The organism is Streptomyces sp. NPDC088252 (assembly GCF_044740965.1).
GTDB lineage: Bacteria > Actinomycetota > Actinomycetes > Streptomycetales > Streptomycetaceae > Streptomyces.
This window is the reverse complement of the sequence record NZ_JBIURS010000022.1, coordinates 37,134-55,858: the sequence shown is the minus strand read 5'-3', so window position 1 is coordinate 55,858 and position 18,725 is coordinate 37,134. Positions and strand designations below refer to the sequence as shown.

General features: G+C 68.2%; 17 protein-coding genes and 1 pseudogene. 3 read left to right on the top strand and 15 right to left on the bottom strand.

The window, feature by feature from the left end; translation table 11 throughout:
• Nucleotides 1–21: 21 nt before the first annotated feature.
• The 15 genes from ACIOHC_RS33410 to ACIOHC_RS33340 form a co-directional block, all read right to left on the bottom strand.
• Entirely contained in the window at nt 22–552 is a 531-nt protein-coding gene (locus ACIOHC_RS33410; protein ID WP_365689820.1) for a nuclear transport factor 2 family protein, read from the bottom strand.
• A gap of 53 nt (nt 553–605) precedes the next feature.
• Nucleotides 606–1,229, bottom strand: a complete 624-nt coding sequence (locus tag ACIOHC_RS33405) for a hypothetical protein (protein WP_401845292.1) — start codon at nt 1,227–1,229, stop codon at nt 606–608.
• Nucleotides 1,230–1,264: 35 nt separating this feature from the next.
• Nucleotides 1,265–1,786: a hypothetical protein gene (locus ACIOHC_RS33400; protein WP_351072759.1), complete on the bottom strand. Its 522-nt coding sequence runs from the start codon at nt 1,784–1,786 to the stop codon at nt 1,265–1,267.
• Nucleotides 1,783–3,045 (bottom strand): MlaD family protein, encoded by a 1,263-nt coding sequence (locus ACIOHC_RS33395; protein WP_351072760.1) that lies wholly within the window; start codon nt 3,043–3,045, stop codon nt 1,783–1,785. The genes ACIOHC_RS33400 and ACIOHC_RS33395 overlap by 4 nt, the downstream gene beginning before the upstream one ends.
• A complete protein-coding gene (locus tag ACIOHC_RS33390) occupies nt 3,045–4,190 on the bottom strand; it encodes an MCE family protein (protein WP_401845230.1) in 1,146 nt (381 codons plus the stop codon). The genes ACIOHC_RS33395 and ACIOHC_RS33390 overlap by 1 nt, the downstream gene beginning before the upstream one ends.
• Nucleotides 4,187–5,305 carry an MCE family protein gene (locus tag ACIOHC_RS33385; protein WP_351072763.1) on the bottom strand — a complete coding sequence of 373 codons (1,119 nt, stop codon included), beginning with the start codon at nt 5,303–5,305 and terminating at the stop codon, nt 4,187–4,189. The genes ACIOHC_RS33390 and ACIOHC_RS33385 overlap by 4 nt, the downstream gene beginning before the upstream one ends.
• 1 nt (nt 5,306) lies before the next feature.
• On the bottom strand, nt 5,307–6,326 hold the full coding sequence (locus tag ACIOHC_RS33380) for an MCE family protein (protein ID WP_351072765.1): 1,020 nt from the start codon (nt 6,324–6,326) through the stop codon (nt 5,307–5,309).
• Nucleotides 6,323–7,354, bottom strand: coding sequence for an MCE family protein (locus tag ACIOHC_RS33375; protein WP_351072767.1), 1,032 nt, complete (start codon nt 7,352–7,354; stop codon nt 6,323–6,325). The genes ACIOHC_RS33380 and ACIOHC_RS33375 overlap by 4 nt, the downstream gene beginning before the upstream one ends.
• Nucleotides 7,351–8,664 carry an MCE family protein gene (locus ACIOHC_RS33370; protein ID WP_401845226.1) on the bottom strand — a complete coding sequence of 438 codons (1,314 nt, stop codon included), beginning with the start codon at nt 8,662–8,664 and terminating at the stop codon, nt 7,351–7,353. Before ACIOHC_RS33370 ends, ACIOHC_RS33375 begins: the two co-directional genes overlap by 4 nt.
• Nucleotides 8,664–9,467: an ABC transporter permease gene (locus ACIOHC_RS33365; protein ID WP_351072771.1), complete on the bottom strand. Its 804-nt coding sequence runs from the start codon at nt 9,465–9,467 to the stop codon at nt 8,664–8,666. The genes ACIOHC_RS33370 and ACIOHC_RS33365 overlap by 1 nt, the downstream gene beginning before the upstream one ends.
• Nucleotides 9,468–9,470: 3 nt before the next feature.
• Complete coding sequence (locus tag ACIOHC_RS33360; protein ID WP_401845223.1) at nt 9,471–10,331, bottom strand: MlaE family ABC transporter permease; 861 nt, start codon at nt 10,329–10,331, stop codon at nt 9,471–9,473.
• Nucleotides 10,328–11,323, bottom strand: a complete 996-nt coding sequence (locus ACIOHC_RS33355; protein ID WP_365689826.1) for an ATP-binding cassette domain-containing protein — start codon at nt 11,321–11,323, stop codon at nt 10,328–10,330. The genes ACIOHC_RS33360 and ACIOHC_RS33355 overlap by 4 nt, the downstream gene beginning before the upstream one ends.
• 712 nt (nt 11,324–12,035) lie before the next feature.
• Nucleotides 12,036–13,517 (bottom strand): DUF6801 domain-containing protein, encoded by a 1,482-nt coding sequence (locus tag ACIOHC_RS33350; protein ID WP_365689827.1) that lies wholly within the window; start codon nt 13,515–13,517, stop codon nt 12,036–12,038.
• Between the two features lie 333 nt (nt 13,518–13,850).
• Nucleotides 13,851–14,519, bottom strand: a complete 669-nt coding sequence (locus ACIOHC_RS33345) for a hypothetical protein (RefSeq protein ID WP_365689829.1) — start codon at nt 14,517–14,519, stop codon at nt 13,851–13,853.
• Nucleotides 14,520–15,031: 512 nt separating this feature from the next.
• Nucleotides 15,032–15,964: a hypothetical protein gene (locus tag ACIOHC_RS33340; protein ID WP_351072781.1), complete on the bottom strand. Its 933-nt coding sequence runs from the start codon at nt 15,962–15,964 to the stop codon at nt 15,032–15,034.
• Between the two features lie 863 nt (nt 15,965–16,827).
• On the opposite strand from ACIOHC_RS33340, the gene ACIOHC_RS33335 reads away from it, so the two are divergent.
• The 3 genes and pseudogenes from ACIOHC_RS33335 to ACIOHC_RS33325 form a co-directional block, all read left to right on the top strand.
• Entirely contained in the window at nt 16,828–18,042 is a 1,215-nt protein-coding gene (locus tag ACIOHC_RS33335; protein WP_351072783.1) for a helix-turn-helix domain-containing protein, read from the top strand.
• A gap of 216 nt (nt 18,043–18,258) precedes the next feature.
• On the top strand, nt 18,259–18,522 hold the full coding sequence (locus tag ACIOHC_RS33330) for a hypothetical protein (protein WP_351072785.1): 264 nt from the start codon (nt 18,259–18,261) through the stop codon (nt 18,520–18,522).
• Nucleotides 18,523–18,526: 4 nt separating this feature from the next.
• Nucleotides 18,527–18,699 (top strand): annotated as a pseudogene (locus ACIOHC_RS33325) (acyl-CoA dehydrogenase family protein); the annotation flags it as partial.
• Nucleotides 18,700–18,725 lie beyond the last annotated feature (26 nt).

Sequence of the window (18,725 nt, the reverse complement as noted above, 5' to 3'; positions counted from 1 at the left end):
TGGCGGGGTGGGGTCGGTGGCTCAGCCGGCCGTGTTGCCGACGGGCGCCTGGCCGAGGGCGCTGAGCTTCCACCCCTCGGAGGTACGGGTGAGCTGCCCCAGCATCCGGCTCTCCTTCACCGCGGGCTTGCCCTTCGGCGCGGTCACGGTGACCCGGAGCGCCACCATGACCCCGGCCTTGCCGGCCCGGTCGTCGAGTTCCGTCACCGCCCCGGACAGGACCTGGGCCGTGCTGACGGTCTTCGCCTGCTCGATCTGCTTCACGAACGCGTCCCGCCCGTCGACGAGTTGCTTGTGCAGATCACCGGTGGTGGAGTCCTCCCAGCTGTCGAGGCCCTTCGCCAACTTCCGGTGGTCGAGCGTGTTCATGTTCTGCACGGCCTGCTCGCCCGCGGCCAGTGCGTCGTCGCGGGCCTGCGCGTACGCCGCCGATTCGTCGTGCGCGGCCTCGTACCGGGCCACGGCGCCCCAGCCGGCCGCGCCGGCCGCCGCGACGGTCAGCACGATCGCCACCGCCACCAGCGGGTTGCTCGTCATCCGTACCCGTGCCATTGCTGTCTCTCCCCTGCCGGCCGATCCGTACCGATTCGCGCGTGTGGGCTCTGCTATCTGGAGGTGATCTCGACGACGGTCCAGTGGCCGTCCCTCAACCGGGCCGTGACGGAGAGCTGTGCCGCCGCCGTGGTGGCCGGCTTGCCCTCGCGTTCGTAGACCTGGTCGAGGAAGACGAGCAGATGGGCGCTGTCGCCCGTCAGCCGGGTCACTCCGGCGCGTACGACATGGGTGGTGAGCGTCAGCTTCTGGTCGGCGGCCTGCTTCTCGACCTGGCCGAACAGGGCCGCGTACTGCTGGAGCGCCTTGCCCGCCAGAAGTTGCTTCGCCGACTCCTTGGTGACGGCGGTGGCCTGCGGGCTGTAGGAGAAGACCTTGCCGAGCGCGTTGCTGACGTCGCCGGCGACCCGGGTGGTCGCCCCGCTGTCGGTCAGCGCGCGGTTCGAGGTGGCCGGAGTGTCCCTCCACTGCCTGCCCTTGGCGAAGAGTGTGCCTCCGGCCGCGAGGAGCACGACGATCAGTGCCGCGGCCACGACGCGCGGCCAACGGCCGCCCGTCCCGGGCGTGTCCGTGCCGTCCTGGTCCGAGGCACCTTCGAGTCCGTCGGATCCGTCGGATCCGTCGACGGACTCGGCCTCATCGACCTCGTCGACGTCCTCGGAGTTCCGCGCCTCCATGTCCGTGCTCACGACCGCCGTCCCTCCGCGCCGTTTCATGCGCCGCCCCCGACCGGTATGGCGGTGAGCGCCTTGACCTTCCAGCCGCCCGGGGTCCGTTCGAGCGTGGCCCCGAAGCGTTTGCGCTCGGTGCCGCCCCTGCCGGTCCGCGGGGTGACCTCGACGTCGACGGTGGCGATCAGCTCCGCCGTGCCGGTCCGCTCGTCGAGCGCGGTGAGCGCCGCGTCGGTGACCTTGCCGCGTGCGGTGGCACCGGACTTCGTCAGTTCGCCCGCGTCCTTCGCGCGGGTGCGCCTCAACCGGTCGTGCAGCGGCCCGGTCGAGGAGTCCAGCCAGGTGCCGAGGCCCGCCTCGACGCTCTTGGCACTCCTGCCGTCCAGGCTGTTCAGCCGGGCGAGGTGGTGCTTTCCGTCGGTCAGCGCGGCATCGCGCGCCTTCGCGTACGCCAGGTCATCGTCACCGCGCGCGTCGGCGTAGGACCAGCCGCCGAGTGCGCAGATCAGCGCGGCGGCGACCAGTGCCGCCCAGACGCTCAGGCTCTTCGTACGGGACGTCATGCGCCGCCTCCCGCTCCGAGTCCGAGCAGACCGGCCATGCCGTCGTCGGTCGTCGAGGTGTTCCCGGCGACGCCGAGCGCTCCGGGCAGCCGGTCCGCCGAGCCGTGCCCGAGGAGCATCGAGCCGGGCTCGGCGGGCGCGGGCACGGCGCCGCCCTTCGGCGCATTGGCGCTGCCTCGGACGTTGATCCCGGTACCGGGCGACGAGGTGCAGCGGGCCTTGCTGTTGAACGGTGGGCCGGCCGAGGTGTCGAGGCCGCTCCGGTAGAGCGTGGAGCCGTATCCGGCGGTGCAGGGCAGCGGTTCGAAGAAGGTGACCGACATGCCGAACCGGGCGCCGTTCCCGTCCACCGCGCTCGATCCCGCCGCTGCCACCGCGGGCAGTTTCACCAGGAGTTCCTCCAGTCCGCGCTGCCGGGTGACGGCGACCTCGGAGGTGGTGAGGAGATTGGCGACGACGACGCCGAAGCTCGGGTCCAGGTCCCGCAGCAGTCCACTGATCTGCCCGGTGGCGTCGGGGGCGACCGCGATCAGCCTGCGCAGGTCGTTGTCCGATCCCTTGAGTTCGGCGGCCAGTTGCTCGGCGCCCGACGCGAAGCCCTTGAGTGCCTCGCCCTGTTCGGCCTGGGTGCGCAGCACGGTCTCGCCGTCGGCCATCAGCCGGGTGTTGACGGGCAGCGCGTCGTCGGCCGCCTGCACGAAGTCGCTCCCGGTGTCCAGCAGCACCTGGAGGTCGTCGCCGCGCCCCTCGAACGCGGTGCCGAACTCGTCGACGACGGTGCGCAGGGATTTCAGATCGACGGAGCCCGCCAGGTCGTTGACGCTGGTGAGGACGTTGGTGACGGGGGCCGGGACGGTGGTGTCGGCCTGGTCGATCACCGAGCCGTTCGCGAGGTACGGGCCCCCGGTGCGGGTGGGCCGCAGATCCACGTACTGCTCGCCGACCGCGGAGAGGTTGGCGACGACGGCCTTGAGGCTGTCCGGGATGGGCGGAGCGTCGTTCTCGATGCGCAGTTCGGCCTCGACCCCGTCGTCGGTGAGCTCGATCGGCCCGACCCGGCCCACCGACACGCCTCGGTAGGTGACGTTGGAGTGGGTGTACAGCCCACCGGTCCGCGGGAGTTGCACCGTGACGGTGTAGTAGCCGCGCATGCCGATGTAGCGGCCGAGGTCGGCGTAGCGCACCCCGAGATAGCCGAGGACGAGCACCGCGATGATCAGGAAGGCGATGTTCTTCGACCGGATGGCGAGGGTGATCATCAGCTGGTCCCCTTCGTGCCCGACGGGGCGACCGAGGGCAGCGGCAGCGGCAGCGCCGAGCCTGATTTCGCGTTCGTGGGTGCCGGGGCGGCGTCCGGGTCCAGTGCGGGGATGACCTGGGTGCCGGGCATGGCCGTCACATCCAGGTAGACATTGAGGTAGTCGCCCTTCACGCCGCGCAGCACCTCGTCCGTGAACGGGTAGGTGAGCAGCACCTGGAGGGAGTCCGGCAGGTCCCTGCCGGAGTCGGCGAGCGCCTTGAGACTGGGGGCGATGGCCTTGAGGTCGGCGATCATGTCGGCCTTGCTCTTGTTGATCGTGTCGACGGCGACGGTCGAGAGGGTGTCGAGCGAGCGCAGCATGGTGAGGAGCGAACCGCGCTGCTTCTCCAGGACCTTCAGGCCGGGGCTGAGCCCGGTGAGGACCGTGCCGACGTCCTGTTTGCGGGTGGCGAGGGTGGCGGCCAGCCGGTTGACGCCGTCGAGTGCGTCGGTGATGTCCTGCTTGTGACCGTCCAGGTTCGTGACGAGTGTGTCGACCCGGTTCAGCATGGAGCGGACCTGGGGTTCCTGTCCGGCGAGTGCCTTGTTGAGTTCGGTGGTGATGGTCTTGAGCTGGTTGATGCCACCGCCGTTGAGGAGCATCGAAAGGGCGCCGAAGACCTCTTCGACCTCGGGGTTGCGGTTGGTCCGGGTCAGCGGGATCCGGTCTCCGTCGGCGAGCCGGCCGCGGGCGGTGCCGGTCGCTGGCGGCAAGAGCTGGATGTACTTCTCGCCGAGGAGGCTGGACTGTTCGAGGTGGGCGTAGGCGTTCCCGGGCAGTTCGACCTTGCCGTTGACCCGCATGGTGACCTTGGCGTTCCAGCTGTCCGAGCCCAGCGAGATCTTGGTGACGCGGCCGACGGCGACGTCATTGACCTTGACCGAGGACTGCGGGGAGAGGCTGAGCACATCAGCGAATTCCGCGGTGATCTCGTAGGGATGGTCACCGAGGTCGGCGCCACCGGGCAGCGGCAGCTGGTCGATGCCGGTGAACGCCGGCAGGCCGGCGCCGGTGACGACCAGGGCGACGAGGCCGACCCCCACGGCCAGCACCGCGACGACGCCGGTCGTGCGGGGTCCGGGTCTGCGCAGGGCCGGGCTCATCGGTTCTCCCCCTTCTTGTCCGTGGTGGTCTTGGCCGGGGTTCCGTAGACGGTGCCGACGGTCGGAAGCGGCAGGGCGGGCAGCGCCTTCTGCCGTGTGGCGTCCACCGGTGCGAGGCCCGCGAGTCCGGTGGCCGGGCCCTCGGTGAGCGGTCCGCCCATGGAGAGCTCATTGAGGTTCGTGCGGCCGTTGAGGGTGCGGTTCACCGGGTCGTAGGCGTCGACGACGTTGGCCGCGGCGAGAGGCAGCGTGTCCATCGACTCGGCGAGTGAGGCGCGCTGGTCCACCAGGGTCTGGGTGAGCGGCACCAGGGCGTCCACGTTCGCCTTCAGGGCGCCGCGGTTCTTCTGGATGAAGGTCTTGACCTGGCCCAGGGCGGTGCCCAGCTCCTTCAGGGCGGCGCCGAGGTTCTCCTTGTCGTCGGCGAGGAATCCGGTGACCGAGTTGAGCTGCTGTTCGGCGGCGCGCACATTGCCGTCGTTTTCCTTCAGCATGGTGGTGAAGGTCTGCAGGTAGGACAGCGTGTCGAAGAGGTTTCCGCTACTCCGGTCGAGGGTCTTGGTCGCCTTGCCGAACTGCTCGATGGAGTTCCCGATGGCCTTTCCGTTGCCGTCGAGGTTCTTGGCACCGGTGTCCAGGAGTCCGGAGAGCGCTCCGTCGGCGTTGGCTCCCTCGGGGCCGAGGGCCTTGGACAGCTTCGTGATGGAGTCGTACAGCTGGTCGACCTCCACCGGCGTGGCGTTGTTCGCGGCGGGGAGCACGGCGTGGTCCGCGATCAGCGGTCCCCCGTCGTACGCGGGAGCGAGCTGGACGTAGCGGTCGGCGACGAGGCTGGGGGCGACGACCACGGCGTGAGCGCCCTTGGGGACCTTGACGCCCTTGTCGACCCGCAGGGTGACCCTGACCTCTTCGCCGCGCGGCGTGACCGACTCGACCCTGCCGACCTTGACGCCGAGGATCCGCAGGTCCGATCCGGCGTACACACCGGTGGCCTGGTCGAAGTAGGCGGTGATGGTCGTCGTTCCTTCGTCGTCCATGGCCCTCACCCCGGTGGTGGCCGCGACGGCCACCACGACGAGTCCGGCGCCGATGCCGACGATGCGCGTCATTCTCATCTCATCGGCCGCCTTGCTGCTTGGGTGGCTTGCATTCGGGTCCTGCGGGTGTGCCGGCGGGCAGGTAGTTCTTCGGGACGACCCCGCAGACGTAGTTGTCGAACCACCGTCCGCTGCCGAGGGTGTTGCCGACGAGGCGGTTGTACGAACCGGCGAGCGACAGCACCTTGTCGAGACTCTTGCGGTTCTTCACCAGCACCGCCGTGACCCGGCCGAGCGAGGCCAGGGTGGGACCCAACTGCTTGTTGTTGTCCTCGACGAGGCCGGTGAGCTGGGTTCCCAGCTTCCGGGTGCCGGTGAGCAGCAGATGGATGGAGTCGCGGCGCGCCTGGATCTCGCCGAGCAGCAGATTGCCGTCCTCCAGCAGGGTTTCGAAGCTGCTCTTCTTGTCGGCGAGCGTCTTGGTGAGCTGCTTGCTGCCCTTGAGGAGAGTGGCGAGCTGGGCGTCCCGTTCGGAGACCGTCTTCGACAGGGCGGACAGCCCGTCGGCGGCGCTCTTCACGTCCGGCGGAGAGTCCTTGAAGGTGGCGGAGATCGTCTCGAAGCTCTTGGCGAGCTGCTGGGTGTCGATCTCCCCGATGGTCTCGCCGAGTCCGTTGAACGCCTGGGTGACGTCGTACGGGGAGGTGGTGCGGCTCGCCGTGATGCGCTCGTGCGGGTCCTGCGGGGCGTCGCCCAGCGGGTCGACGGCGAGGTACTTCTCGCCCAGCAGCGTCTTGATGGCGATCCCCACGGTCGAGGAGTTGCCGATCCAGACGTCCTTCACCCTGAAGCCGACCTTCACCTTGGCGCCGTCGAGCGAGACTCCGGTGACCTCGCCGACCTTCACCCCGGCGACCCGTACCTCGTCGCCCTCGCTGAGTCCGGCGGACTCGGTGAAGTCGGCGTGGTAGGTGGTTCCGCCGCCGATGAAGGGCAGCGAGTCGGCGCGGTAGGCGGCCAGGCCGACGAGGGCGAGGACGATCAGTCCGACGACGGCCACGGCGACGGGGTTGCGTTCCCGTAGGGGTTTGATCCTCATGCCCGGCACCTCGGTTTCGTGACCACGATGCCGGTGGGCGGGGCGCTGCCGTCCGAGGTCGTCACACCGCTGACCCTGGCCTCGCAGAGGTAGAGGTTGAGCCACGAGCCGTACGAGGCGAGGCGGCCGATCGCTTCCATCTTGGCCGGGGTCTTTTGCAGGAAGTTCTCGATCTGCGGTGTTCCCTTGTCCAACTGGTCGGACAATCGGCCGAGTTGCTTGATGTCGTCCTTGAGCGGCTTGCGGCCGTCGTCGAGGAGGTCCGCGGTGACGGTGGTGAGCGCCCCCATCGCGGTCACCGCCTGACCGAGCGGTTTGCGGTCTCCGGAGAATCCGGTGACGAGTTTCCGCAGGGTGACGACGAGGTCGTCGAAGCCTGCCTCGCGGTCGTTGACGGTCTTCAGGACCGTGTTGAGGTTCTTGATCACCTCGCCGATCACCTTGTCCTTGGCGGCGACCGTTCCGGTCAGCGAGCCGACGTGCTGGAGGATGCTGTCGACGGTGCCGCCCTCGCCCTGGAGCACCTGGACGATGGAGCCCGCGAGCTGGTTGACGTCCGGCGGGGAGAGTCCTTCGAAGAGCGGCTGGAAGCCGTTGAAGAGCTGGGTGAGATCGAGCGCCGGGGTCGTGCGGGAGAGCGGAATGGTCGCTCCGGCCGCGAAGCTGCGGCCGACCGGTCCCGCGCCCTGGTCGAGGTCGATGTAGCGCTGACCGACCATGTTGAGGTACTTGATCGAGGCGGTCACCGAGGCGGGGAGCCTGCGTCCCTTGCGGACGGCGAAGCCGACCTCGGCCAGCCGCTTGTCGGCCACCTCGATGGACTCGACCTGCCCGACCTTGACCCCGGCGATCCGCACGCTGTCACCGACGATCAGCCCGGTGACGTCCGTGAACCTGGCCTTGTACGTGGTGGTGTCGCCGACCCCCGTGTTGGCGATGGACAGCGCCAGGACGGTGGTGGCCAGAACGGTCACCAGAATGAAGACGATCGATTTCGCGAGCGGCCTGGCGAGAGAGCGGCGCTTCACTTGAGCTTCACCTCCGCACCGCGGAAGGCCGGACCGATGAGCACACTGCTCCAGTCGGGCAGGGTCTGCGGCTGGACTTTCAGTGAGGGAGCGACCAGTTCGTTGACGAGTCGGCTCTCCTGCGGGGAGTTGGGCATGCCGAGGGCGGTGCCCCGGTCCGAGGGTGTGGTGACGGCGGGTTCGCCGCCGGGCCGGCCGGCGGCCGGTTCGACCGCCCCGGCCGTACGGGCGTCGGCGGTCGGAACGGCCCGGCCCACGTACGGCACGGAGTAGCAGTGCGGTCCGCCGGTCGCGTCGTAGACCGGGGTGTCCCGGCCGGGCACGTACTTGCCCCTGGACTTCACACTCTTGACGGTGACGTGGAGTCCGGGCCGGTCGGTGCCCTTGCCGAGCGCCTTGTCCATGGCCGGGACGAAGCCGGCCATGGTCCGCAGGGTGCAGGGGAATTCGTCGGAGTACCGCGCGAGCAGTTCCAGTGTCGGCCTGCTCGTGGCGGAGAGCCGGATCAGGTTGTCCTTGTTCTCCCGCAGGAAGGAGGTGAGGTCCTGCGCGGAGGCGGTGGTGGCCCCGTACAGGTCGGCCAGCTCCGCTTGCTGTTCGGCGATCGTGCCGCTGGTGGTGGTGAAGTCGGTGAGTGCGTCGAGAACGTCGGGCGCGGCGTCCCCGTACACCTTGCTCACCTTGACGAGTTCCTTGATGTCGGCGTTGAGCGTGGGGAGTTGGGGGTTGAACCTGGCCAGGTGGGCGTCGAGGGTGCTCAGTGTGTCGCCGAGCTTCTCGCCACGCCCTTCGAGCGCCTGGGAGACCGCGCCCAGGGTGGCGGCGAGCTTCTCCGGCTTCACCGCGGTCAGCAGCGGCAGGACGTTGTCCAGGACCTCCTCCAGCTCGATGGCGTTGCTGGAACGGTCCTGCGGGATGACGGCCCCCGCCCGCAGGGTCTGCGCGGACGGCACCGCGGGCGGTACGAGGGCCACGAACCGTTCCCCGAAGAGCGTGGTGGGCAGCATCTGGGCGGTCACGTCGGCCGGGATGCGGTCCAGCTTGTCGGGTTCGATGGCGAGGGTGAGCCGGGCCCCGTCCCCGTCGGCCGAGATGGTCCGGACCTGTCCGACGACGACGCCGCGGAGCTTCACCTCCGCGTTGTCGTGCATCTCGTTGCCGACGCTCCCGGTGCGTACGGTCACGGTGGCGTCATGGGTGAAGTCCTTCCTGTACACCGAGACCGACACCCACACGAGCACGGCGGGTACGAGGAGGAAGGCGAGTCCGGCGAGTCTGCGACGGACGGTCTGCGTGCGGTGAGCGTTCATCAGCCGGCCACCTTCACCGTCGTCGTGGCGCCCCAGATGGCGAGGGAGAGGAAGAAGTCGGTGAGGCTGATCAGCACGATGGCGTTGCGCACCGACCGGCCGACCGCCACGCCCACCCCGGCGGGCCCGCCCGTGGCGTGGAAGCCGTAGTAGCAATGGGCGAGGATCACCATCACGCTGAATATCAGCACCTTGAGCACCGAGAGCAGCACATCGTCCGGGGAGAGGAAGAGATTGAAGTAGTGGTCGTAGGTGCCCGCGGACTGCCCGTTGAACAGGACGGTGACGTAACGGGACGCGAGGTACGAGGAGAGCAGCCCGATCGCGTACAGCGGGATGATCGCGACGACGCCGGCGATGATCCGGGTGGTGACGAGATAGGGCATGGACCGCACGCCCATCGCCTCCAGTGCGTCGACCTCCTCGTTGATCCGCATCGCGCCGAGCTGGGCGGTGAAACCGGCGCCGACCGTCGCAGAAAGCGCGAGTCCGGCCACGAGGGGGGCGATCTCGCGGGTGTTGAAGTAGGCGGAGATGAAGCCCGTGAAGGCCGAGGTGCCGATCTGGTTGAGGGCCGCGTACCCCTGGAGGCCGACGACCGTGCCGGTGGCGAGGGTCATCGCGATCATCACGCCGATGGTTCCACCGACGACGCCGAGACCGCCGCTACCGAAGGCCACCTCGGCCAGCAGCCGCTGGACCTCGCGCAGATAGCGGCGCAACGTCCGTGGGATCCAGACCAATGCCCTTACGTAGAACGTGAGTTGCTCGCCCGAGCGATCGAGCCAGCTGAGCATCGACATCGGTCAGCTCCCCTTCGCGGGGACGATCTGGAGGTAGATCGCCGTGAGAACCATGTTCACGAAGAACAGCAGCATGAAGGTGATGACGACGGACTGGTTGACCGCGTCACCGACACCCTTGGGGCCGCCGCGCGGGTTGAGCCCGCGATAGGCGGCGACGATGCCCGCGATGAAGCCGAAGATCAGCGCCTTGACCTCGCTGATGTAAAGGTCGGGGAGCTGGGCGAGCGCGGAGAAGCTGGCGAGATAGGCCCCGGGGGTGCCGTGCTGCAGCATCACGTTGAAGAAGTAGCCGCCGAGCGTCCCGACGACGGAGACCAGGCCGTTGAGCAGGACGGCCACCAGCATCGTGGCCAGGACGCGCGGGACGACGAGCCGCTGGACGGGCGAGACGCCCATGACCTCCATCGCGTCGAGTTCCTCGCGGATCTTCCGCGAACCGAGGTCCGCGCAGATGGCCGATCCCGCCGCACCGGAGATCAGCAGTGCCACGATGATCGGGCTGGCCTGCTGGATGACGGCGAGGACGCTGGCGCCGCCGGTGAACGACTGGGCGCCGAGCTGCTGGGTCAGCGAGCCGACCTGGAGGGCGATGACCGCGCCGAACGGGATGGAGACGAGCGCGGCGGGCAGGATGGTGACGCTGGCGACGAACCAGAACTGTTCGATGAGCTCCCGCACCTGGAAGGGCCTGCGGAAGATCTCCCGGCTCACGGTCCCGGCGAGGGAGAACAGCTTCCCGGTCTCGCGCAGCGGCGCGAGCAGCCGAGCCGGAGACCGCTGCTCCGGTGTCCTCGGCCCGGCCGCGCCGGCCGTGTCGGCCCCGGGCGGCTCGGGGGGTCTCACCGGCATGGGCGCCGTCATGGGCGTCCACCGCCCGCGGCCGGGGCGTAGCTGTTCATGATGGCCGTGCGAGCGGCCTCGGGCAGCTGGCCCATCATCGACAGGACCCGTTCCCGGCGGCGCAGGGCGGCCTGCCGCACGGGCATGCCGGGCGACGGCTCCAACTGCGGCACGACGGTGCGCGGGCCGTTGGCGGAACTGATGCCGACGCCGTAGCCGTTCACCTCTTCGGCGGCGAGCGTCGCGGCGTCCTTCTCCTCGGCCATCCCGATGGGGCCCTCGCGGCGTCCTGCGAGGAACTGGGAGACGACCGGCACATCGCTGGTGAGCAGCACCTCGCGCGGCCCGAAGGTGACGAGATTGCGGCAGAAGAGCATGCCCATGTTGTCCGGGACGGTGGCCGCGATGTCGAGATTGTGGGTGACGATGAGCATCGTCGCGTCGATCTGCGCATTGAGATCGATGAGCAGCTGGGAGATATACGCGGTGCGGACCGGGTCCAGCCCGGAGTCCGGTTCGTCGCAGAGAATGATCTGCGGGTCCAGGACGAGCGCTCGGGCCAGCCCGGCGCGTTTGCGCATACCGCCGGATATCTCGCCGGGGAGTTTTTCCTCGGCACCGAGCAGACCGACTATGTCGATCCGTTCCATGACGATCCGGCGGATTTCCGATTCCTTCTTGCGGGTGTGCTCGCGCAGCGGGAAGGCGATGTTGTCGAAGAGCGACATCGAGCCGAAGAGGGCGCCGTCCTGGAACATGAGCCCGAAGAGTTTCCGGGTCTCCATGATGTCGCGCTCGGGGCTGTTCACCATGTCCACGCCGTTGATGAGGACGCGCCCCTGCTCGGGCTTCAGCAGACCGATGATGGATTTCAGGAACACGGTCTTTCCGGTGCCGGAAGGACCGAGCATGACGCTCACCTCACCGGCGGGCAGTGTGAGGGTGACGTCCTGCCAGATGTTCTGCTTGCCGAAGGACTTCGTGAGGCCCTCGACGACTACTTCGATTCCCATCGGCCCTCCTTCGAAGTTGTTGTGAACGAAGTCATCTGTCAGCGCTCTCCGGCTCTGAGAAATCCCATGGCGGCTCGTCACCCATGCACCAGGAGGCGCACGGTATGTCCGTCGAAACCGCCAGGACAAGCCGTTGAACAGCCGAATCCGACGAACGATGTGCTGGATGTGGATCACTTGTCACTCTTTGACAAAGCCGCCACCCGACCTTGTCGAAAACTGCGCAAGCACTCCTGTGCGCGCACCGGGGTCCGGACCGCGATCCCGACGAGGGGCGCACCACCCCGGAACCGAGGGTTCGGGCGACGGGCCGCCCGGTGGGAATTGCGGGCCGCAAAAGGGCGCGACCAGGACTCCAGGTGCATCGAACAACCAGGTGCGGACGCGTTTCCGACCTGCTCAGGTGGGACGCTACGGCTCAGTAACCTGAATTCGCAATACTGGACACTGAACTTTCTTCACGTCGGCCGTACGACCCCGATTCCTTGTTTCCAGGTGAGTAATGGCCGCGATAAACCTGTCGGAAAGTGAGAAATTCCGCCGATGGTGGAGCAGCGACAGGGTCCCGGCCGCCCCGGCCGTAGACCGGCCCTCGGCATGGCCGGTGCCCCCCTCGGCCACGGGGGCGCGGATGCCACAAGCACATTGGGCTCCCCCGGTCCCGTGGGACCGGAAGAGCCCATGCGTCGACGTCAAATGCCTCAGGTGCCGCTCACCGTTCGGGGGTGGGGATCTTCGGCGGGCAGTCGGGGCCGTCCGGGTTCGTCGCCACACACAGCGCGGCCTGCGTCATCTTCGTGTAGTTGTCGGCCGCCTTCCCCGCGCTGGAGATCGCGGAGGTGAAGACCGCGTCCAGGTTCTCGTCCACCCCGCAGCCCTTGAACGGCGGTATGTGCGCGTAGCCGGACAGGGTTCCGCCGTACGCGACGAGGTAGCCGGAGCGCGGATAGCTCTGGCCCCATGCCTTGAGGACCTGTTCGAAGGGCTCGGCCGTCCGGCAGTTGTCGCCCACGTCCAGCGGGACGCCGTTCACCTTGACGTCGTGTATCCGCATGGAGAGCTGTGTGGTGACCGTCGTGCTCTCCGGATACTCGGGCGTGTTGGTGACCGTGTGCGTCTGCACGACGGCCGGCGGGCCCACCTGTTCCAGTTCCACGACGGCCGTGGTGGGCATGAACCCGTACGTCAGAAAGGTGGATCTGGCCGGCGGCAGCTGTCGCCGGCCCTGGTACTCGAATTCCGCCTCGGACGTCACATCGACCGTGGAGGCGCACGAGTCGTTGATGTAGACCTTGTTCAGCGTCACCTTCATGTGCGCGGGCCCCAGGGCCACGGCACCGTCCATCTTGGCGGCGTTGGCGTAGCCCGCCACATAGGTGTCCGCCGTCGTCATCACCCATTCGGGCGGGATCACGATGGGACAGCTGCCGCCCGGGTCGTCCTCGCCGTCCAGCGTCCTGTCGGTGAGGGCCTTGATCTTCTTGCGGGTGTCCGAGGAGAACCCGGCTCCCGGCCTGGTGTCCGTCGTGTCCGGCTTCGGGGTGCTCACCGCGGGCTCCGGCGTGGATCCGGAGCGGGAGCCCTCGACGAGCACGGTCGCCAGCGTGGTGTCCTGGTCCGGTGCGGGCTCGCACACGACCTGGAGACTCGGCGGCGTCGTCGGGGAGTTGTCGGCCTTGCGGGGAGTGAGCGCCAGGGCGAGACCGGCAGGCGCGAGGGTGGCCTTCCCCGGGGCGCCGAATGTCGCCGTGGGCACGTCGCCGGTCGCGGTCAGCTCCAGTCCGCCCTCGGCGGGGATCGGCACCGGCGGCGCGTCGAGATTCGCCCAGGCGGCATCGGCCGACCGGTCACCGCTGCGGTGCCGCACGGTGAGCCGCGCGTCGGCCGACAGACTCGTCGCCTCCTGGCCGGTGAATTGTTCGAGGGCCGCCTGCGGCAGTTTCACCACGACCGAGACATGGTCCGGCCGAACCGCTTCACCCGTTCCCACCGACGCAGGCAGCGAGGCCGACACAGTGACATCGACTCCCGCAGCGCCCGAGGGGAATTCGCATTCGTAGGCGAGCGCGATCTCGGAATTCTGGTCGGCCGCCATCGATTCAGCGCCCGGAATGAATGCGGTGGCGACGACGAGTGCCCCACCCACGGCAAAGTGGAGCGGTCGCCGTGCTGAGACGCGTGCGTCGACGGTCATGCGCATGAGTCCTTCCAGCATGCGTGGACATGAAAGCCACATGGTTGCGGATGTGGGTCCACTGGTGGGTAGCGGGCCTTCGAACAGCCGAAATCGGTCCCTACCGATGGGTACGCTACGCACACCGGTCGCGGCTGGGAAGAGTCGGGTTTCGATTCGAGCGACAGCAGGGGATTCTTGTCATTCGATGACAAGGCGGCGGCGTGGAATTATCGCCTCCTGCGCGAAAGGACACCGGGGCCGGGGCCGGATGTCATGCGTCGCACAGGTGCCCAGTCACATTCCTTGTGACTGGGCACCCGTACACGTTCCTCCGGTCCCACCGGGAGATCGTCAGCCGACGATGACCGGCGAGGGCGTGCCGGCGGCCGTGCTCTTGATCGTGTACAGACCCGCGAAGCTCGCCGTGGTACCGACGATTCCGCAGCCGCCGCCGACCTTGTTGGCGATGGTCAGCGTGAGGCCGCCGCCCGAGGTGTCGAGGGTGCCGTTGGAGCCGCCCGCGCTGGGGTTGTTGTACTTCGCGGCGACACTGCCGGTGACGTCGAAGGTGCAGGGTCCGAGGACGCTGCTGCCGCTCACCGTCGCGCTGATCGCCTTGATCTGACCGGTGGTCTGGCCGGTCAAGTTGGTCCCGGCGCCCGCCGCGTAGGTGTTGCCCCAGATCTCCCACGGGGGCGTGACCTTGGTGGTGACGGTCCAGGTGGAACTGAACGGCCCGGTGCAGGGCGAGTTGAACGAGATGGACGTGATGTTTGCCAGCTTCGCCGGGCTGCCGCTGACCGGGGACGTCGGGGTGTTCCCCGCCGCGGTGGATGTGGCGCACTGGATCTTGTTGCCGTTGTTGTCCGTCAGCACCGTGACACCGGCGGTCCCGTTGAAGCCGCCGGTCGGCGTGATGGTCCACGGGGCGGTCGGACCGGCGAACGCCGACGGGGTGGCGAGGGCCACCGCGGCGGCCGCGGCACCGACTGCGGCCAGGATTCTCGTCTTCTTGCGCATGGAACTTCTCCCTTTTCCTGTCCCGTTGGGGAATGAGTTGGACTCGGACGAAACGACCGTCACGATCCAACAGCGGATTTCTTTCGGGGAAGTACTCCCGCCGACGTACGGGGCGGGTTGCAACTGGACCCGCGATGCTGTCGAGCGCGGAATTCACGCGATGCGATCGGGGTGTGGTGCTGATCGTTGTGGCGTAGGGGCGACCACCGGACGGTACGCTACTCCATCGATTCGGAATCGAGAAGAGCCCGCGCTTCCATTCATCTGTTCTCTTGTGTTCTCTTAATTCTGCGGCGCCCGGCAATACTCGAAGGGTTAATTCAAACGCACAAGTTCGTAGTCCGGGCGCAGGGCGGCGGATTCCGTATCCGGAGGGTGCAGGGGTGGGCGTACGGACGCCCACCCGTCGTCGTCCCGTTCAGGACAATCGCCCCGGCCGCCCGTCGCCCCGCCCAGGTGTGCCACCGCGGGGCGGCCGCCAGGGCGACCGGAAACCGGCAGCGCGCCCTCTCCTACCGGACGGCGGAGTGCCAGTACTGCGAGAAGGCCTTGCCCTCGTTCGGGGCCAGGCCCGCAGGATCGTAGGGGCTCGCGAAGTACGTGGAGGCCTGGTCCAGGACCACGTTGTTCTTGCCCGAGGCCGAGGGAAGGCTGGTCTTCAGGTTGACCGCCCAGTCCAACAGGCCGGCGCCGCAGCCGCTGGCTCCCGGGACCGCGTAGGTGGAGTCCCCCTGATCGGCACCGCCGAAGGTGTAGCGCCCCATCTCGCCCGAGTCACTGGGCGTCCCGTTGCCGTCGAACTGCTGCAGCGAGAGAGAGGGAGCGGTGTTGTTCTGCGGCTTCAGCACGATCGGGTCCGAAGTGGTTCCGATGTAGCACTTGTCGCCGAGGAACGGGTTCCGCAGATGGATGCGGACAGGAATCGACAGGATCGGCTGACCGGCGCCGAAGCTCGCCGCCATGTTGAAGTCCCTCGGGGCACCCGCCGGTTCGATCGTCGCGGTCACCTTGTTGAGGGTGCTGTTGGTGATCTGGTTGCAGATTCCCGAGACGACCGGGATACCGCTCGGGCACATGAGACCGAGCAGACCGCCCGGGAGGTCCGCGGAGTCGGCCACGAGCGCCCCCTCCGGAGGGGCGATCAGCGATGTGGTGCCGTCGCTGTGCTGGATCACTCCGAGCTGGAGGTCGGTGTTGCCGGTCGGCACCTGCGTATTGCCCAGCTTGATCGAGCCGCCGGCCGAATGCGAGGAGATGCAGGTCGCGATGTTCGTCACGCCGTCGGCCGCCAGCATGGCAGGTGCGTCCACCGGGCACCGGTTGAACGGCGCCCAGTGCCCGTTCAATTGAGTGGCCGCGGTGGCCGTTCCGGTGGACAGCACGGCGACGAACGCGGTACAGGCTGAGAGCAGCCCCACGCGCGCTCCGGTCGAAGCGATTCTCATGTCGTCCCCTCTTGACTGCCGCCCCTGGGCGGCGTCGTACATGGAGTTGGCCGGTTTCAACGCAGGCGGCATCGGCGCCAAGAGTGACTGCATGCGTTGTGTGCGGACTTTCTGGGGCACGGCCACGTCGGATGAACGCCGACGGCCCGGTTTCAGTAGTACGTACGTCGCGGGTGGATCCGGAGCCCGGAGACCGAGCAGCCATTTTCCGGCGAATTGCATGTCTTAATTGGCTGAGCCGTGATGTTACTTGCGGGAAACACGGCGACACAATCCTGCCGGTTAAGATCTTTTGCGATAACCGATTTTTGATCCAGAAATGAGCAGACGGAGCCTGAGGGCTTGTCAACGGATGCGCATTTACAGGCGCGACGGATGGGCTCGCGGGGTGCGGGACCTCTTCCGCAGGAAGGAGACCCGGCCGGCGGCGGGCTCCCGGACGTGATGAACGCGCCACTCCGCTCGGCGAGACATCTGCCGGTCCGGCCCACCCGCGGCCTGCACACAGGCACGACCGCCTCCAGGAGGCCGCCCCGCGGGGGTCTGCCCACAGCAGGACGCCGTCGACCGCCCCGCTCCTGCCACCCACCGCACCGCTTCACCGACGCCGGTCTTTTTGTCGTCGAGAAACAAGCGGCCGAAATACGTTGTCCGGAAGTGAGCATTGCTGCCCCACCTGCACGGAAGCACCACAGCGCGGCCGAGATGCGTGCCCCTTGCACTCCGATCTTGTACAAGTAGTGGGCACAGCAGCTGACTTGGTCTATCTTCATCGCGAACTTGGTACGCACCTGCCGGTTGATGGGAGCGCTTTCCCCCCACCGCCTCACCCCCACCGGGCGCCGGAGAGCAAGGGGACAGTCATGCCAGAACGTGTACAGCCGTCGGACACCGGAGACCCACTGGGCCCGCTCCCCCAGGAATTCGCCGCAATCATGCGGCCCGAACTGCCGAGCCTGATCAAAGAAATCGGCGTCGAGGTCACCCGGGCCTATCCGGAATACGCGCGCCTGCTCGACGGCCCGAACGGCCAGGCCATTCGTGTCGGCGTGGAACAGAGCCTCGCGTCGTTCGTCGATCTGGTCGCCGAGCCGTCCACCTCCACCACCCTTCGCGACGACATGTGCCGTCGTTTCGGACGGTTCGAGGCGTATGAGGGCCGAAGCATGGAGACGCTGCAGGGGGCCTATCGGCTCGGCGCCCGGGTGGCGTTGCGCCGGGCCAAGAAGGTCGGCCGGAGCTACAGCTTCTCCCCGACTCTGATGCTCAGTTTCGCCGACGCGCTGTTCGCCTACATCGACGAACTGGAGTCGCTCTCCCGCGAGGGCTTCCTGGAAGTGCAGTCGCAGTCCGGCGAGCAGAGCGAGGCCATGCGCCGCCGTCTGCTGCATCTGGTCCTCGCCGGGCGGCCGGTGCCCCGGACCGCCATCGCCGAGCTCTGCGAGCAGACCGGCTGGACGCTGCCGGAACAGGTGACCCTGGTCGCCGCCCGAGCCCCGGCCGGGCTCGACCGGGCCGGCCTGGACCGCGACGTCCTGGTCGACCTCAGTGCTCCGCAGCCCCACTTACTCGTCCCGGGGCCGCTCGACGAGGCGCGAAGACAGATGCTTGAGCGCGCCCTCCTCGGCACCCGGGTCGCCATCGGACTGACCGTCCCCACAGCCCTCGCCTCGGACTCGGTCCGCTGGGCCCGCCGGGTCCTCGAACTCGTCGACGCCGGGATCATCGCGGACGCGCCGCTCGTCCTGTGCGAGGACCACCTCATCACGCTGTGGCTCCTCTCCGACACGGCCCTCCTCGATCAACTCGCCCGGCGCGAACTTGCTCCGATCGCGGGGATCAGCGCCAACCGGCGCGAGCGGCTGATCGAAACGCTCCGCGTCTGGCTCGAAACCAGGGGGACCGCGGCCCACATGGGCGAGCTGCTCGATGTGCATCCTCAGACCGTCCGGTACCGGATGCGCAATCTGGAGACCATCTTCGGTGCACAACTGGTCGATCCGGAAAGCCGGTTCTCGACCGAGGCCGTACTACGGGCACTCCAGCTGCGCGAGCGCGGCACCGACGTGTCCCTCTAGCGCCTCTCGTTCGGATCACGCAGCACGTACGTCACGATGAGTCAACTTACTAACGAGTAAGGGGAAATACCCGGTCACTCTCAAACGGTTGCCACACGGAGACGTTCTCAACGAGAAACCCGGAACTGCGTCCCGTACACATGGAGGAGTCGGCCGCCCACCCGGCGGCCGCACCGAGAACCACCTCCTGGCCAACCATCCGAGAGGGCACCCCTCATGACCGCCTCACACCTCCTCGTCCCCGTGCCGATCCCGGACCGGGTCGCCGCGCTGATCGGGTCCTGCATCCCGCCGCACATCCTGCAGGCGGAGTTCGACGCCGCATGCGCCGCGCGCGAGGTGCGCAGGTTCCGGGGCCCACGGCTCTGCGCCGAGGACCAGGCCGACCGCGAGCAGGCACTCTCCGAGCTGGCACGCGCGAACAAGATCCTGGCCGCCCACCACCCGCGGCTGCCGGTGCGCCCCGGCAGTTCCTGGTGACGCCCTGGCCGTCGCGGTGACGGAGAAGACTGTCCAGATCCTCGGAGGCGCCGGATACGGCCGGGAGCATCCGGTGGAGCGGATGTACCGCGACGCCGAGATCCACCCGACCTTCGAGGGGACGAGCGAGATCCGGCGCCTGGTGATCGCGCTGTCTCCGGGCGCCACATCCGCTGAACCGCTTCCGGCCGGTCGCTCGCGCG

Bases quoted from the DNA above. Each gene is read 5' to 3' on its own strand.
- ACIOHC_RS33395 (WP_351072760.1), bottom strand. From the start codon at position 3,045: ATGATCACCCTCGCCATCCGGTCGAAGAACATCGCCTTCCTGATCATC.
- ACIOHC_RS33350 (WP_365689827.1), bottom strand. From the start codon at position 13,517: ATGACCGTCGACGCACGCGTCTCAGCACGGCGACCGCTCCACTTTGCC.
- ACIOHC_RS33340 (WP_351072781.1), bottom strand. From the start codon at position 15,964: ATGAGAATCGCTTCGACCGGAGCGCGCGTGGGGCTGCTCTCAGCCTGT.
- ACIOHC_RS33390 (WP_401845230.1), bottom strand. From the start codon at position 4,190: ATGAGCCCGGCCCTGCGCAGACCCGGACCCCGCACGACCGGCGTCGTC.
- ACIOHC_RS33400 (WP_351072759.1), bottom strand. From the start codon at position 1,786: ATGACGTCCCGTACGAAGAGCCTGAGCGTCTGGGCGGCACTGGTCGCC.
- ACIOHC_RS33330 (WP_351072785.1), top strand. From the start codon at position 18,259: ATGACCGCCTCACACCTCCTCGTCCCCGTGCCGATCCCGGACCGGGTC.
- ACIOHC_RS33405 (WP_401845292.1), bottom strand. From the start codon at position 1,229: ATGGAGGCGCGGAACTCCGAGGACGTCGACGAGGTCGATGAGGCCGAG.
- ACIOHC_RS33380 (WP_351072765.1), bottom strand. From the start codon at position 6,326: ATGAGGATCAAACCCCTACGGGAACGCAACCCCGTCGCCGTGGCCGTC.
- ACIOHC_RS33410 (WP_365689820.1), bottom strand. From the start codon at position 552: ATGGCACGGGTACGGATGACGAGCAACCCGCTGGTGGCGGTGGCGATC.
- ACIOHC_RS33385 (WP_351072763.1), bottom strand. From the start codon at position 5,305: ATGAGAATGACGCGCATCGTCGGCATCGGCGCCGGACTCGTCGTGGTG.
- ACIOHC_RS33360 (WP_401845223.1), bottom strand. From the start codon at position 10,331: ATGACGGCGCCCATGCCGGTGAGACCCCCCGAGCCGCCCGGGGCCGAC.
- ACIOHC_RS33355 (WP_365689826.1), bottom strand. From the start codon at position 11,323: ATGGGAATCGAAGTAGTCGTCGAGGGCCTCACGAAGTCCTTCGGCAAG.
- ACIOHC_RS33345 (WP_365689829.1), bottom strand. From the start codon at position 14,519: ATGCGCAAGAAGACGAGAATCCTGGCCGCAGTCGGTGCCGCGGCCGCC.
- ACIOHC_RS33370 (WP_401845226.1), bottom strand. From the start codon at position 8,664: ATGAACGCTCACCGCACGCAGACCGTCCGTCGCAGACTCGCCGGACTC.
- ACIOHC_RS33365 (WP_351072771.1), bottom strand. From the start codon at position 9,467: ATGTCGATGCTCAGCTGGCTCGATCGCTCGGGCGAGCAACTCACGTTC.
- ACIOHC_RS33335 (WP_351072783.1), top strand. From the start codon at position 16,828: ATGCCAGAACGTGTACAGCCGTCGGACACCGGAGACCCACTGGGCCCG.